The sequence below is a fragment of the Kitasatospora sp. NPDC041988 genome, assembly GCF_055588525.1.
Genome location: NZ_JBVJCO010000029.1, coordinates 1 through 14,028, shown reverse-complemented (window position 1 = coordinate 14,028; position 14,028 = coordinate 1). Strand labels below are relative to the sequence as shown.

8 protein-coding genes and 1 pseudogene are annotated in these 14,028 nt (G+C 74.1%); 7 read left to right on the top strand and 2 right to left on the bottom strand.

Translation table 11 applies throughout. The annotated features are described in order from the left end of the window. Positions 1-164: 164 nt before the first annotated feature. From serA to ACZ6NC_RS26505, 3 genes are all read left to right on the top strand, one after another. Positions 165-1,754, top strand: coding sequence for a phosphoglycerate dehydrogenase (serA, locus tag ACZ6NC_RS26515; protein ID WP_465736333.1), 1,590 nt, complete (start codon positions 165-167; stop codon positions 1,752-1,754). Between the two features lie 336 nt (positions 1,755-2,090). Continuing rightward, the gene (locus ACZ6NC_RS26510; RefSeq protein ID WP_465736269.1) at positions 2,091-2,252 is read left to right on the top strand and encodes a hypothetical protein; all 162 of its coding nucleotides are present in this window, start codon (positions 2,091-2,093) and stop codon (positions 2,250-2,252) included. Positions 2,253-2,486: 234 nt separating this feature from the next. Continuing rightward, the gene (locus ACZ6NC_RS26505) at positions 2,487-5,879 is read left to right on the top strand and encodes a S8 family peptidase (protein WP_465736268.1); all 3,393 of its coding nucleotides are present in this window, start codon (positions 2,487-2,489) and stop codon (positions 5,877-5,879) included. 132 nt (positions 5,880-6,011) lie between these two features. Here ACZ6NC_RS26505 and ACZ6NC_RS26500 read toward each other — a convergent pair whose 3' ends face one another. Beyond that, entirely contained in the window at positions 6,012-8,495 is a 2,484-nt protein-coding gene (locus ACZ6NC_RS26500) for a YfhO family protein (protein WP_465736267.1), read from the bottom strand. A 165-nt stretch (positions 8,496-8,660) separates the two neighbouring features. On the opposite strand from ACZ6NC_RS26500, the gene ACZ6NC_RS26495 reads away from it, so the two are divergent. From ACZ6NC_RS26495 to cimA, 4 genes are all read left to right on the top strand, one after another. Continuing rightward, positions 8,661-9,227, top strand: coding sequence for a Uma2 family endonuclease (locus ACZ6NC_RS26495; RefSeq protein ID WP_465736266.1), 567 nt, complete (start codon positions 8,661-8,663; stop codon positions 9,225-9,227). A 62-nt stretch (positions 9,228-9,289) separates the two neighbouring features. Beyond that, positions 9,290-10,327 carry a 3-isopropylmalate dehydrogenase gene (locus ACZ6NC_RS26490; RefSeq protein ID WP_465736265.1) on the top strand — a complete coding sequence of 346 codons (1,038 nt, stop codon included), beginning with the start codon at positions 9,290-9,292 and terminating at the stop codon, positions 10,325-10,327. 272 nt (positions 10,328-10,599) lie between these two features. After that, positions 10,600-11,712 (top strand): branched-chain amino acid aminotransferase, encoded by a 1,113-nt coding sequence (locus ACZ6NC_RS26485; protein ID WP_465736264.1) that lies wholly within the window; start codon positions 10,600-10,602, stop codon positions 11,710-11,712. 344 nt (positions 11,713-12,056) lie between these two features. Further along, positions 12,057-13,661 carry a citramalate synthase gene (gene cimA, locus ACZ6NC_RS26480; RefSeq protein ID WP_465736263.1) on the top strand — a complete coding sequence of 535 codons (1,605 nt, stop codon included), beginning with the start codon at positions 12,057-12,059 and terminating at the stop codon, positions 13,659-13,661. A 154-nt stretch (positions 13,662-13,815) separates the two neighbouring features. Here the strand turns inward: cimA and ACZ6NC_RS26475 are convergent. After that, positions 13,816-14,028, bottom strand: a pseudogene (locus tag ACZ6NC_RS26475) (ATP-binding protein); the annotation flags it as partial.

The following is a 14,028-nucleotide window of genomic DNA, read 5'->3' as shown; positions in this document are numbered from 1 at the left end:
ACGGGAGCAGCCTGGCACCCAGCCCGTCGATACACTTCCGAGTGCGCGTCAGGCCCACAGCGTCGTGCGTCTACCTACGCGGCATGCCACCTTCCCCCCGCCTTCCACGCCACCTTCGTGCCGGGGAGAACCGGACAGTTAAGGACCACACTGTCGTGAGCACTGTGACATCCAAAAACGCCGTTGTACTGATCGCCGAAGAGCTGTCGCCCGCCACCGTCGACGCCCTCGGGCCCGACTTCGAGATCCGCCACTGCAACGGTGCCGACCGCACCGAGCTGCTGACCGCGATCGCCGACGTGGACGCCATCCTGATCCGCTCCGCCACCAAGGTGGACGCCGAGGCGCTCGCCGCCGCCCGCAAGCTCAAGGTGGTCGCCCGGGCCGGCGTCGGTCTGGACAACGTGGACGTCTCCGCCGCCACCAAGGCCGGCGTGATGGTCGTCAACGCGCCGACCTCCAACATCGTCACCGCCGCCGAGCTCGCCTGCGGCCTGCTGATCTCGGTCGCCCGCAACATCGCGCCCGCCAACTCGGCGCTCAAGCAGGGCGAGTGGAAGCGCAACAAGTACACCGGCGTCGAGCTGAGCGAGAAGGTCCTCGGCGTCGTCGGCCTCGGCCGCATCGGCGTGCTGGTCGCCCAGCGGATGTCCGCGTTCGGCATGAAGATCGTCGCGTACGACCCCTACATCCAGGCCGCCCGCGCCGCGCAGATGGGCGTCAAGCTGGTCTCGCTGGAGGAGCTGCTGGAGGTCTCGGACTTCATCACCGTCCACCTCCCGAAGACCCCGGAGACCATCGGCCTGATCGGCGACGAGGCGCTGCACAAGGTCAAGCCGACCGTCCGCATCGTCAACGCCGCCCGCGGCGGCATCGTGGACGAGGCCGCGCTCGCCAGCGCGCTGCGCGACGGCCGGGTGGCCGGCGCCGGCCTGGACGTGTACGCCAAGGAGCCGTGCACCGACTCCCCGCTGTTCGCCTTCGACAACGTGGTCGCCACCCCGCACCTGGGCGCCTCCACCGACGAGGCGCAGGAGAAGGCCGGCATCGCGGTCGCCAGGTCGGTGCGCCTGGCGCTGGCCGGCGAGCTCGTCCCGGACGCGGTCAACGTCCAGGGCGGCGTGATCGCCGAGGACGTCCGCCCGGGCCTGCCGCTGGCGGAGAAGCTCGGCCGGATCTTCACCGCGCTGGCCGGCGAGGTGGCCGTCCGGCTCGACGTCGAGGTCCGCGGCGAGATCACCCAGCACGACGTCAAGGTGCTCGAACTGTCCGCCCTCAAGGGCGTGTTCGAGGACGTGGTGGCGGAGACGGTCTCCTACGTCAACGCCCCGCTGTTCGCCCAGGAGCGCGGTGTCGAGGTGCGGCTCACCACCTCCAGCGAGAGCCCCGAGCACCGCAACGTGATCACCGTTCGCGGCACCCTGGCCGACGGCGGCGAGATCGCCATCTCCGGCACCCTGGCCGGCCCGAAGCAGACCCAGAAGATCGTCGGCGTGGACGCCTTCGACGTGGACGTCGCGCTCACCGACCACATGGCGTTCTTCAAGTACGAGGACCGCCCCGGCGTGGTCGGCGTCCTCGGCCGCCACCTCGGCGACGCCGGCATCAACATCGCCGGCATGCAGGTGGCCCGCGACGGCAGCGGCGCGCTGGCCTCCATCACCGTGGACAGCCAGATCCCGCAGGACGTGCTGACCGCGATCGCCGCCGAGATCGGCGCCCGCTTCGCCCGTTCGGTCGACCTGGGCGCCTGATTCCCCAGGCTCCCGCAGGGCCCGGACCACCGTTCGCCGGTGGTCCGGGCCCTGTTGCGTGCCCGCGCGTGGCTCCCGTCTCAGATAGTAGGAAATCCAAGTATTCGTGCAGACACGGCAGGGCCGGGGTCGTACCGTGGAAGAGCCATACGGCGCGCCGCCCCTGTAGCCAGGGTGTGCGGCCCGTGTGCTGTTGTGCGCCCGACGGGCAGGCGATCCCTGCTCCGCGTGCCCTCCCGCCGCCCACCACCGTCCTTCCTGCGGCGTGCTTCGCACGGCACCCCTTGTGCCCCACCCTCTGCGCCGCCCTGGCGCATTCGACTCAAGGAGCCCGGTATGCCCCCCACCGCAGACCGCCACGCCACTCCCGCCCCCGCCGCCGCCCCCGCCCGCACCCCGCGCCGCCGCCGCGCGGCCGAGCGGACCCCCTTCGCGGCCGACGCCCTGCAGCGGGCCCTGGACCGCCGCGACAACGGCGGCGTGACCGGGCACCTCTGAGCCCCTCTCGGCGGGATGGCTCCGGCGGGTGGCGTTCATCCGCCGAATAGCCCGGACGGACTGGCGATGTGTCACCCGGGAGAGTGCAAGTAGCGCCCGTTGGAGGGAAGTTGCTCGCACTCTCCGGTGAGGTCTCCTATATGTGGGGCCCCGGAGGGGTGATCGACGTCCGCGCGGGCGGGCGTCAGCGACACGGCGTGCGGATCAGTTCCCCTTGCCGGGGGAGAGGGCCCAGTGCGTCAGCCACCCGTCCGTCGTCCGATCGCCCGGATCGGACTCACCCTGGCCCTGCTGGCCGGGCCGGCGCTGCTCAGCGCAGCCCCGGCGGCCGGCAGTCCGCCGACGAGCCCGCCGGCTCCGGACGCCCCGCCCGGGCACTCCGCCTCCGTCCTGCTGGAACTCGCCACCGAGGCCGCCGGACCGGCCTGGCGGCGGGCGGCCGCCGAGGCACGGCGGGACCGGCGCTCCCCGGAAGCCGTCCGCCGGGAGGCCGCGCAGGCCGGGGCCGGGCAGCGGTCCCGCGCCTCCGACGCGCTCGACCGGCTCGCCGACGCCGTCCACGGCGCGGCGCCCACCGCCCGCGAGCTCTACCGCACCCGCACCCTGCTCACCGGTCTGGCCGTCACCGTGCCCGCCGCCCGGCTGCCCGCCCTGCGCGCGCTGCCGGGCGTGAGGGCCGTCCACCCGATCGTCCGCAAGCAGCGGGACAACGCGTACTCCGTGCCGCTCACCGGCGCGCCCGCGGTGTGGTCCGGCCCCTCCACGGACGGCGGGGCCGGCGGCAACACCGGGCAGGGCGTGCGGATCGGCGTCATCGACAGCGGCATCGACTACACCCACGCCGACTTCGGCGGCCCCGGCACCGAGGAGGCGTTCAAGGGCGTCGACGGCGCCAAGCCCGCCCCCGCCGGCCTCTTCCCCAACGCCAAGGTGGTCGGCGGCAAGGACCTGGTCGGCGACGACTACAACCCGGACCCGTCCGCCCCGCACTACCAGCCCGACCCGCACCCCGACGCCAACCCGATCGACTGCGCGCTCAACGGCCACGGCACCCACGTCGCCGGCACCGCCGCCGGGCTCGGCGTCACCGCCGACGGCCACCCGTACACCGGCCCCTACCGGCCCGGCCTCGACCCGGCAGGCTTCAAGGTCGGCCCCGGCGCCGCACCCGGCGCCCAGCTCTACGCGATCCGCGTCTTCGGCTGCGACGGCGCCACCGACCAGCTCGCCCAGGCCCTCGACGTCGCCGCCGACCCGGACGGCGACGGCGACCTCGGTGACCGGCTCGACGTCGTCAACCTCTCCCTCGGCAGCCGCTTCGGCTCCACCGACGACGCCGACGCCGTCGCCGTCGACCACCTCGCCGAACTGGGCACCCTGGTGGTCGCGGCAGCCGGCAACGAGGGCGACGTCTACGGCATCGGCGGCAGCCCCGGCACCGCCGCCCGGGCCCTCGCCGTCGCCGCCTCGGTCGACCCGCACAGCGACGCCGACGGCCTCACCGTGCTCGCCCCCGAACCGCTCGCCGGCACCGTCCCGGCCCACTGGAGCGGCCGCTACCAGGGCTGGTCCACCGCCGACGTGGCCGGCCGGCTCGCCCTGCCCGCCGACCAGGCCGACGGCTGCACCGCCTTCACCGAGGCCGACAAACAGCGGCTCGCCGGCAGGATCGCCGTACTCGCCTGGCGCACCCGGGAGTCCGAACGCGCCTGCGGCTCCGGCCCGCGCGCCGACCACGCCGCCGACGCCGGCGCGATCGGCGCCCTGCTCGCCGCCGACGACGACCACCTCGCCGAGATCGCCGGCAACGACCGCATCCCCGTCGCCCTGCTCGCCCACGCCGACGGCGAACGGCTGCGCGAGGGGGCGGCGGCCGGCCCGGTCGACATCCGGCTCGCCGCGCCCGGCAACCCGCTGCACGGCGTCGTCTCCCAGGACCAGCCGCAGCGCATCGACACCCTCACCGACTTCACCTCGCGCGGGATCGGCGTGCCCGGCGTGGTCAAGCCCGACCTGGCCGCGCCCGGCGAGACCATCTGGTCCGCCAAGGCCGGCAGCGGCGGCGGGGGCCAGCGCGAGGACGGCACCTCGATGGCCACCCCGCACGTCGCCGGCCTCGTCGCCCTCGTCCGCGCCGCCCACCCCGACTGGACGGTCGAACAGCTCAAGGCCGCGCTGATGAACACCGCCGGCGACACCTGGCTCGGCGACGGTGGCACCGGCCCGGTCTACGGCCCCGAGCGCACCGGCGCCGGGCGGGCCCGGGTCGACGCCGCCGTCCGTACCCCCGCCGTCGCCTACGCGGCGGGTGAGGGCGCCGTCCAGGGCAGCGTCGGCGTCTCGTTCGGAGTGGTGGCGGTCGGCGGGGCGCCCGGCGCAGCCCGCCAGGTGGAGGGCCGCGAGGTCGAGGTCCGCAACCTCTCCGGCAACGCGGTGACCTACCGCACCGGCTACGCGGCCGCCACCGAACTGCCCGGCGCCCACTACGAGATCACCCCCGAGCGGATCGAGGTCCCGGCCGGCGGCACCGCCCGCGTCCGGGTCACCCTGGCCGTCCCCGGGCGGCTCGGCCGCACCCCCGATCCGACCATCGCCACCCTCCAGGGCGGCCAGGCCCGCAGCTACCGGGGCGAACTCTCCGGCCGGCTGCTGCTCACCCCCGAGTCCGACGCCGCCCTGCCCGGGCTGCGGGTCCCCGTCTTCGCCGCCCCCCGGCCCGCCTCCGACCTCAACGCGGCCGCGCCGATCCGCACCACCCGCTCCGGCGCGCTCGTCACCCTCGGCGGCCCCCGGGCCCCCGGTGACCAGCCCGGCCTGCTCAGCGCGTTCGCCCTCGGCGGCGAAGGCGCCCGCTGGCCCGACTGCCCGCCCGGCAGCGGCGCCGCCGTCGGCCCCGGCGCGGGCATCGTCCCCGAGGAGAGCACCGAACCGCAGGCCCCGCAGGACGTCTGCGTCGAACGCCCCGGTGACCGGGGCGCCAACCTGCGCGCCGTCGGAGCCGCCTCCGACGCGCCCGCCGTCGACGACGGGCAGGGCATGCTCTACCTCGCCGCGCAGGTCTGGGCCCCCGCCACCACCCCGGTCGGCGTCTTCGCCGTCCGGGCCTCTCTCGACACCGACGGGGACGGCGCCACGGACGTCTTCGTCAAGGCCGACCGCCAGCGCGGCAGCGACGTCCTGGTCGCCCGCACGGTGGACGCCCGCACGGGCGCCGAGCTGGACGTCCAGCCGCTCAACGCCCGCTGGGGCGACACCGACACCGAACTGCTCGACAGTGACGTGCTGGTGCTGCCGGTCCGGCTGAGCGCCCTCCCGGGCGTGAAGGCCGGCCACAGCACCGTTCGCTACGGTCTCTGGACCGGCAGCGCCACCTCCGGCAAGCCCGACCCGGCCGAGGCCTTCTCCGCCATCGGCCTGCGCGGCACCCGGCCCACCCTCACCATCGACGTCCTCCACCCCGCCGTCGACGTCCGCACCGGCCTCGGCGGCCCCGCCGCGGTGGCGGCGCCGTTGCCCCCGGGCGCCGTCCTCGACGTCCGCAAAGTCGACGGGGACACGTCGCGCCTGCTGCTCCTGCACCACTTCAACCGCGACGGCCGGCGGGGCCAGATCCTGACCCTGCCCTGACGCCCGCCCCCGCCCACGGAGCCGCCGCCCCCGCGAGGGGTGGCGGCTCCCTGTGTGCCCCGCCCCTCGCGGGGCGGCCGGCTCACCGCGACTTCCGGCTCCGCGTTCCTCCGGTGGCCTCCACCCCTGCGGCTAGTGCTGCCCGGCCGCCGTGCGGCGGACACGGCGTGGCGTCCGGGTGGGGCGGTGGCGGAGGCGGCCGAAGACGGCGGTGAGGGTGGTGACGGCGGCGGAGGCGAGGGCGACGGTAAGGCCCTCGGTGAGGCCCGGCGGGCGGAAGGAACAGGTGATCCGGTCGGCGCCCGGCCCGAGCGGGACGCCGATCATGCCCAGGACGGACCGCGGCGCCGCGTAGGGGCCGCCGCCGGCCGAGCAGGTCCAGCCGGTGGTGGCCGGGGCGGAGAGCAGCGCGGTGCCGGTACTGCCCTGGGGAAGGGCGGCGGTGAGGGTGTGTCCGCCCGCGGTGACCCGTGTGGCACCGGTGGCGGTGAGCCGGGTGACGGCGGCGTCCAGGGCGCCGGGCCGCAGGCAGCCGATCGGCCGGGCCGGGACCTGGGTGACGGTGTCCGCGCGCAGCACCACCCGGACGACGCCGTCGGCCGGCACCGGCCCCAGCAGATGGATCGGCACGGCTGTGGTCGGCTGCTCGCCGTCGCTGCGGTAGGTGGTGCCGAGGCCGCTCACCGTGCCGTTGAACCAGACCCCGTGGAAGTACGCGGTGCCGCCCGGGGTACAGGCCACCGTGAACGCGGTGCCGTCCGAGCCGGCCGGGGTGGCGGGGACGGACCAGCCGCTGCTGCCGTGAGCGGCCGGTGCCGGGCCGCCGGCCGGGACGGGCCCGGGCGCTTCGTACACCCGGCCGCCGAGCAGCGACTCCTGCCGGGACCAGACCGAGGAGGTGTCGGTCGCCGCCCCCGGCGGCAGGACGGTGACCAGCGGGGGAGCGGCGGCCCGGCCGACGGTGAAGCCGTCCGGCGGGGGCCCGTCGGCGAGGTGGGTGCGGACGGCGAACAGGGCCTGCCCGACCGGGTCGGTGACGCTCTCGGTCTGCCGCCCGCCGGCCGTCCAGCCCGCGCCGAGGTCGTGCAGCAGCAGTGCGGTGACGGTGGGCAGGTAGCCGCTGGAATAGCCGCCGCCCTGGCCGTCGAGCAGCAGCGGGTCGTTCGGGGTGAAGGCGTGCGGGCCGGGGTCGGTGCGGGCGCGCGGCCAGTCGGCGGACTGTCGCATGGCCGCGTACCCGGCCCGGACGGGCGCCCCGGAGGCGGTGCCGGGGGCCGGGGTGCCCAGCGCGTCGTACGAGGACCAGACCGCGCCGCCGAGCACCGCGCAACCCAGCACCGCCGTGGCCACGGCCCCCGCCCGCCGGTCGGTGTGCCGGCGGTCCAGTGTCCGGAGCGCGGCGAGCAGGACGGCGCCGCCCACCGTCAGCAGCACCCAGGTGGACGCCTGCACCGAGCGCAGGCCCGCGGCGACGGCGGCCACCACCAGCACCACCGCGGCCCCGCCGAGCAGGGCCGGGGTGTCCGGCCGGTGCGCCAGCGAGACCCAGCCGGCCAGCACCAGCAGGCCGCTGAGCACGAAGGCCACCCGGTAGGGGCCGCCGGCCGGGATCGCCAGGCCGTGCCAGACCAGGACGGTGGGCGTCCAGACGAAGCTGAGCACGACGAGCACCAGCAGCCCGCACCAGACGATCCGCTCGCGGGCCCGCACCCGCCGGTTGAACGGCAGCCCGGCCACCAGCAACAGGCCGAACAGGCCGACCGAGACGTCCGGGACCGGTGGGCCGCCGTCGGTGCCGGGCAGCAGCTGGGCCAGGTGCCCGCCGAGCCCGGACGGGCCGAGCGGCCGCACCGGTGACTCCGGCTGGGCCTCCTGCGCGGCCCGCACGGCGACGAACAGGACGGGCGCGGCGAGCAGCACCCCGGCGACGGCCATGGTGACGGCCCGGGCGGACATCCGGACGAGTGCCTTGAACGGCCGCCGGACGGCCAGCAGCCGGACCGCGAGCACCAGGCCGGCCGTGATGGTGGCCATCGCGGCGGTGTAGAGGTTCCCCGCCCAGGCGAGCGCGACGCAGAAGGTGCCGGCCACCCAGTGCCGCTCGCGCAGGCACCAGTCGCCGGCCAGGACGAGCAGCGGCAGCGAGACCAGGCCCCAGAGCCACATCGGGGCCGCCCCGCCGACGGTCGGCACCCAAGCACAGAGCCCGTAGCCGACGGCGGCGATCGCCCGCAGCCAGTGCGGCCCGGCGTGCAGCCGCCCCAGCGCGTACGTCATCAGGCCGGTGCCGAGCCCGATGCTGAGGAGCGCCACCAGGAACACCGCGAACTGGCCCTGGCTGCGCGGCAGCAGGACCGTGAGCCAGGAGAACGGGTTCATCAGGTAGGCGAAGAAGTCGGCGAGGAACGGCGCCCCGTACCCGCTGTTCCAGTTGAACAGCAGGTCGCCGGGGGAGCGTCCGTGGACGAGGTCCCACAGCTGGGCGTGGAACGGCACCGCCGTCTGCGCCGCCCCCGGCGGCCACGCTCCCCGAAAGGCTGCCGCGAGCGCGTACCCCGCCATGGCCGCACCCCCGGCCACCCCGCAGACCCGTGCCTCGCGCCACCGCGCGCCCATGGTGATTGCCCCGTTCTGCGAGGAATGCCGGACCGGCTGCCCGCGAGCATAAGCGCGCCCCCGGCGCGAGTGGTGTCTCACGCGCTCCCTCGTGGGAGGGACGCGCGGATGAACTCGGCCGAGTAGCCTGAGAACGCCCGTCAGGATGCCCGCCAGGGAGGAATCATGACCATCGATTCGTACCCGGACTGGCTCCGTCCCCCGGTCGAGGGGTACACCGCCGAGGACCTCGACCGGCTGCCGGATCTCCCGCCGCACACCGAGCTGCTCGACGGGAGCCTGATCTTCGCGAGTCCGCAGACGCTGTTCCACATGCGCACCCTTCGCCGGCTGGAGCGGGCGCTGGATGACGCCGTGCCGGAGGGGTGGGAGGTCTGGCGGGAGATGACGGTCAGACTGGACCGGCGGAACCGCCCGGAGCCGGACCTCGCGGTGGTCGACGCGCGGGCCGACACCGGCCCGCGGCAGACGTTCTCCGCCGCCGAGGATGTCCTGCTCGCCGTCGAGGTCGTCTCGGAGGAGTCCCGGGAGCGCGACCGCCAGGTCAAGCCGCGCAAGTACGCAGCTGCCGGCATCCCGCACTTCTGGCGGGTGGAGGGCGACGACGAGGGGCGTCCGGTCGTCCACACCTACGAGCTCGACCCGGCCACCATGTCCTACGGCCTGACCGGCATCCATCACAAGCAGCTGAAGCTCGAACGGCCGTTTCCGGTCGACATCGACCTCACCTGACCGTTCGTCCGGATAGTGGACACGAGGTGTCAGCCCCTGGGACGCCGGAGTAGGGTCCGAGCATGTCTCGCACCATTCGTCTCGCAGTTGTCCCCGGTGACGGAATCGGCCAGGAAGTGGTGGCCGAAGGCCTCAAGGTCCTCGGTGCCGCACTGCCCGCCGACGTGAAGCTGGAGACCACCGAGTACGACCTCGGCGCCCGGCGCTACCACCGCACCGGCGAGACGCTGCCGGACAGCGTGCTGGCGGAGCTGAAGACCCACGACGCGATCCTGCTCGGCGCCATCGGCGACCCGAGCGTGCCGTCGGGTGTGCTGGAGCGCGGGCTGCTGCTGAAGCTGCGGTTCGCCTTCGACCACCACATCAACCTGCGTCCGGGCCGGCTCTTCCCCGGCGTGAAGTCGCCGCTGGCCGGCGAGCCGAACATCGACTTCGTGGTCGTCCGCGAGGGCACCGAGGGCCCGTACGTCGGCAACGGCGGCACGCTGCGCACCGGGACCGAGCACGAGGTGGCCACCGAGGTCAGCCTCAACACCGCGTACGGCATCGAGCGGGTCGTCCGGGACGCCTACCGCCGGGCCCAGGCGCGTCCGCGCAAGAAGCTCACGCTCGTCCACAAGAACAACGTGCTGGTGCACGCCGGTCACCTGTGGACCCGGATCTTCGAGCAGGTCGGCCGGGAGTTCCCCGAGGTCACCACCGACTACCTGCACGTCGACGCGGCGACCATCTTCTTCGTCACCCAGCCCGAGCGGTTCGACGTGATCGTCACCGACAACCTGTTCGGCGACATCCTGACCGACCTGGCCGCCGCCGTCACCGGTGGCATCGGCCTGGCGGCCAGCGGCAACATCAACCCCAGCGGGGACTTCCCGTCGATGTTCGAGCCCGTGCACGGCTCGGCGCCGGACATCGCGGGCCAGGGCAAGGCCGACCCGACCGCCACCGTGCTCTCGGTCGCCATGCTGCTGGAGCACCTCGGCTTCGCCGCGGAGGCCGCCAAGGTCGAGGCCGCGGTCGCCGCGGACCTCGCCGAGCGCGCCGGCACCCGTACGACCTCCCAGGTCGGCGACGCGCTCGTCGCCCGAGTATCCGGCTAGCGGGCCGGAACCGACAAGCGGTGCTCCGGCTAGCGGGCCGGAACCGACAAGCGGTGCTCCGGCTAGCGGGCCGGAACCGACACCACGTGTTCCGGCTGATGGGCCGGACCGCATAACGACAGCTTGCAGCTCCCCAAGGAGCCCGCGACTGTTCGGCACGGCCCTCTGGATGCGAGTATCGACAGTGGGCCGTGCCGTCGTGCGTTCGTTCGCCGAAACGTTCACCCGACGGAGGCGGCCCGGACCAACCCCACGGTGAAGGACACACAGCCATGAGCACGCCCACCCAGGCGCCCATCACGTTCGACCTCAAGCCCTCCGCCCACCCGCTGTCCGACGCGGAGCGCGAGGCCCGGCTGACCAACCCCGGCTTCGGACGCATCTTCACCGACCACATGGTCACCATCCGCTGGACCGAGGGCCTGGGCTGGCACGATGCCCAGCTGGCGCCGTACGCGCCGCTGGAGATCGACCCGGCGAACATGACGCTCCACTACGGCCAGGCGATCTTCGAGGGCCTCAAGGCGTACCGCCAGGCCGACGGTTCGATCTCCACCTTCCGTCCGGAGGCCAACGCGGCCCGCTTCCAGGCCTCCGCCCGCCGTCTGGCGATGCCGGAGCTGCCGGTCGAGACCTTCGTCGAGGCGGTCGAGCTGCTGGTCCAGCAGGAGCAGGGCTGGGTCCCGAACGAGCCGGAGCAGAGCCTCTACCTTCGGCCGTTCATGTTCGCGACCGAGGTCGGCCTCGGCGTCCGCCCGGCCAACTCCTACCTCTTCATGATCATTGCCTCGCCGGCCGGCGCCTACTTCCCCGGTGGCGTCAAGCCGGTCTCGGTCTGGCTCTCCGAGGACTACGTCCGCGCCGCGCCGGGCGGCACCGGTGCCGCCAAGTGCGCCGGCAACTACGCCGCCTCCCTGGTCGCCCAGGCCGAGGCCGCCGCCAAGGGCTGCGACCAGGTCGTCTGGCTCGACGCCGCCGAGCACCGGTGGATCGAGGAGATGGGCGGCATGAACCTGTACTTCGTCTTCGGCGAGGGCAAGGACGCGAGGATCGTCACCCCCGAGCTCTCCGGCGCGCTGCTGCCGGGCATCACCCGCGACTCGCTGCTCCAGCTCGCCGCCGACCTCGGTTACGCGGTCGAGGAGCGGAAGATCTCCACCGAGGAGTGGCGCCAGGGCAACGCCGACGGCACCCTCACCGAGGTCTTCGCCTGCGGCACCGCCGCCGTCATCACCCCGGTCGGCTCGGTCAAGTCGGTCGGCGGCGACTGGACGGTCGGCACCGGCGAGCCCGGCCCGGTCACCATGGAGCTGCGCAGGACCCTGCTCGCGATCCAGGGCGGCCAGGCCCCCGACACCCACGGCTGGCTGCACAAGATCGTCTGATTCGGCAGCCCGTCCGGCCTGCGCCGTTTCGGATACCGAGACGGCCGGGCCGGACTCCGGACCGGTGTGCCAGACTGCGAACGTGTCCTCGCTTTCGCTGATTATTAGCAGCAGGCGCGCCGGTCCGCAGTGACCGCTTCCGCAGTACCCGATGCGGAGCGACCACCAGCGTCCAGACCCGCGCGCAGACCTCTCGCACCCGCGAGGGGTCTTTTGTTTTGCCCCCGGACCGGCCGGAGCCCCCACAAAGGGCCGAGGGACACCGGGTGCGCGCGGGATGCTGGACAGTGGAGCCGGGTCCCCGAAACCGGCAGAGCACTACCGACTCGATACAAGGAGTCCCCATGGCCGAGGCCAGCCGTACCGACGACAGCTTCCACGTCTTCGACACCACCCTGCGCGACGGCGCGCAGCGGGAGGGCATCAACCTCACGGTGGCCGACAAGCTGGCCATCGCCCGGCACCTGGACGAGTTCGGCGTCGGCTTCATCGAGGGCGGCTGGCCGGGAGCCAACCCGCGCGACACCGAGTTCTTCGCCCGGGCCGCCGCCGAACTGGACCTCCGGCACGCCCGGCTGGTCGCGTTCGGCGCCACCCGCCGGGCCGGCGGCAAGGCGGCCGAGGACCCTCAGCTGGCCGCCCTGGTCACCTCGGGCGCGCCGGTCGTCACCCTGGTCGCCAAGGCCCACGACCGGCACGTCGAACTGGCGCTGCGCACCACCCTGGACGAGAACCTGGAGATGGTCCGGGACAGCGTGGCCTACCTGCGCTCCCAGGGCCGCCGGGTCTTCATCGACTGCGAGCACTTCTTCGACGGCTACAAGGCCAACCGCGCGTACGCCCTCGCGGTGGTCCGCGCGGCCCACGAGGCCGGCGCCGACGTGGTGGTGCTCTGCGACACCAACGGCGGGATGCTCCCGGCCGGTGTCCGCGACATCGTCGCCGACGTCCTCGCCGCGACCGGGGCCCGGCTCGGCATCCACGCCCAGGACGACACCGGCTGCGCGGTGGCCAACACCCTGGCCGCGGTGGACGCCGGCGCCACCCACGTCCAGTGCACCGCCAACGGCTACGGCGAGCGGGTCGGCAACGCCAACCTGTTCCCGGTGGTCGGCGCGCTGGAGATCAAGTACGACCGCCGGGTGCTGCCGGCCGGCAGCCTGGCCGAGATGACCCGGATCTCGCACGCCATCGCCGAGGTGGTCAACCTGACCCCCTCCACCCACCAGCCCTACGTCGGCTTCTCCGCCTTCGCCCACAAGGCCGGCCTGCACGCCTCCGCGATCAAGGTCGACCCGGACCTCTACCAGCACATCGACCCGGAGACGGTCGGCAACACCATGCGGATGCTGGTCTCCGACATGGCGGGCCGCGCCTCGGTCGAGCTGAAGGGCAAGGAGCTGGGCTACGACCTCTCCACCGACCGGGACCTGGCCGGCCGGGTGGTCGCCAGGGTCAAGGAGCAGGAGAACCTCGGCTACACCTACGAGTCCGCTGACGCCTCCTTCGAGCTGCTGCTCCGCGACGAGGTCCGCGGCAGCCGCGAGCGCTTCTACAGCCTGGAGTCCTGGCGGACCATCAGCGAGCAGGGCCCGAACGGATTTGCGGGCAACGAGGCGACCGTCAAGCTCTGGGCCAAGGGCGAGCGCCGGATCGCCACCGGCGAGGGCAACGGCCCGGTCGACGCGCTGGACAAGGCGCTGCGCACCGCGCTGGAGCGGATCTACCCGCAGCTGGCCAAGCTGGAGCTGGTGGACTACAAGGTCCGCATCCTGGAGGGCCAGCACGGCACCGGCTCCAAGACCCGGGTGCTGATCGAGTCCACCGACGGCACCGCCAGCTGGTCCACCGTCGGGGTGGCCGACAACGTGGTCGCCGCCTCCTGGCTGGCCCTGGAGGACGCGTACACCTACGGTCTGATCCGCGCGGGCCTGGAGCCCACCGAGTAGCGGGCGCCACGCGCCGACGGGTACCACGCGGCAATGGGCACGACGCGGCAACGGACGCACGCCCACGGCCCACGGACTCCCCCCGGGGGGTCCGTGGGCCGCCGCCACTCGCGCGCCCGCCTCCGTGGTGCTCGGGCTCGGCGCGTGTGCCCTCCTACCGCAGGCGGGCGAGGAGGGCGTGTTCGACGAGGGTGATGAGGGCGCTCTTGGCGCTGTCGCGCCGTCGGGCGTCCAGGGTGACGACGGGGGTGTCGGGTCCGAGTTGGAGGGCCTCGCGGACCTCGTCGCCGGTGTGGGGCTGGTGTCCGTCGAAGCCGTTGAGGGCGACGACGAAGGGCAGTCCGCTGTTCTCGAAGTAGTCGAGGGC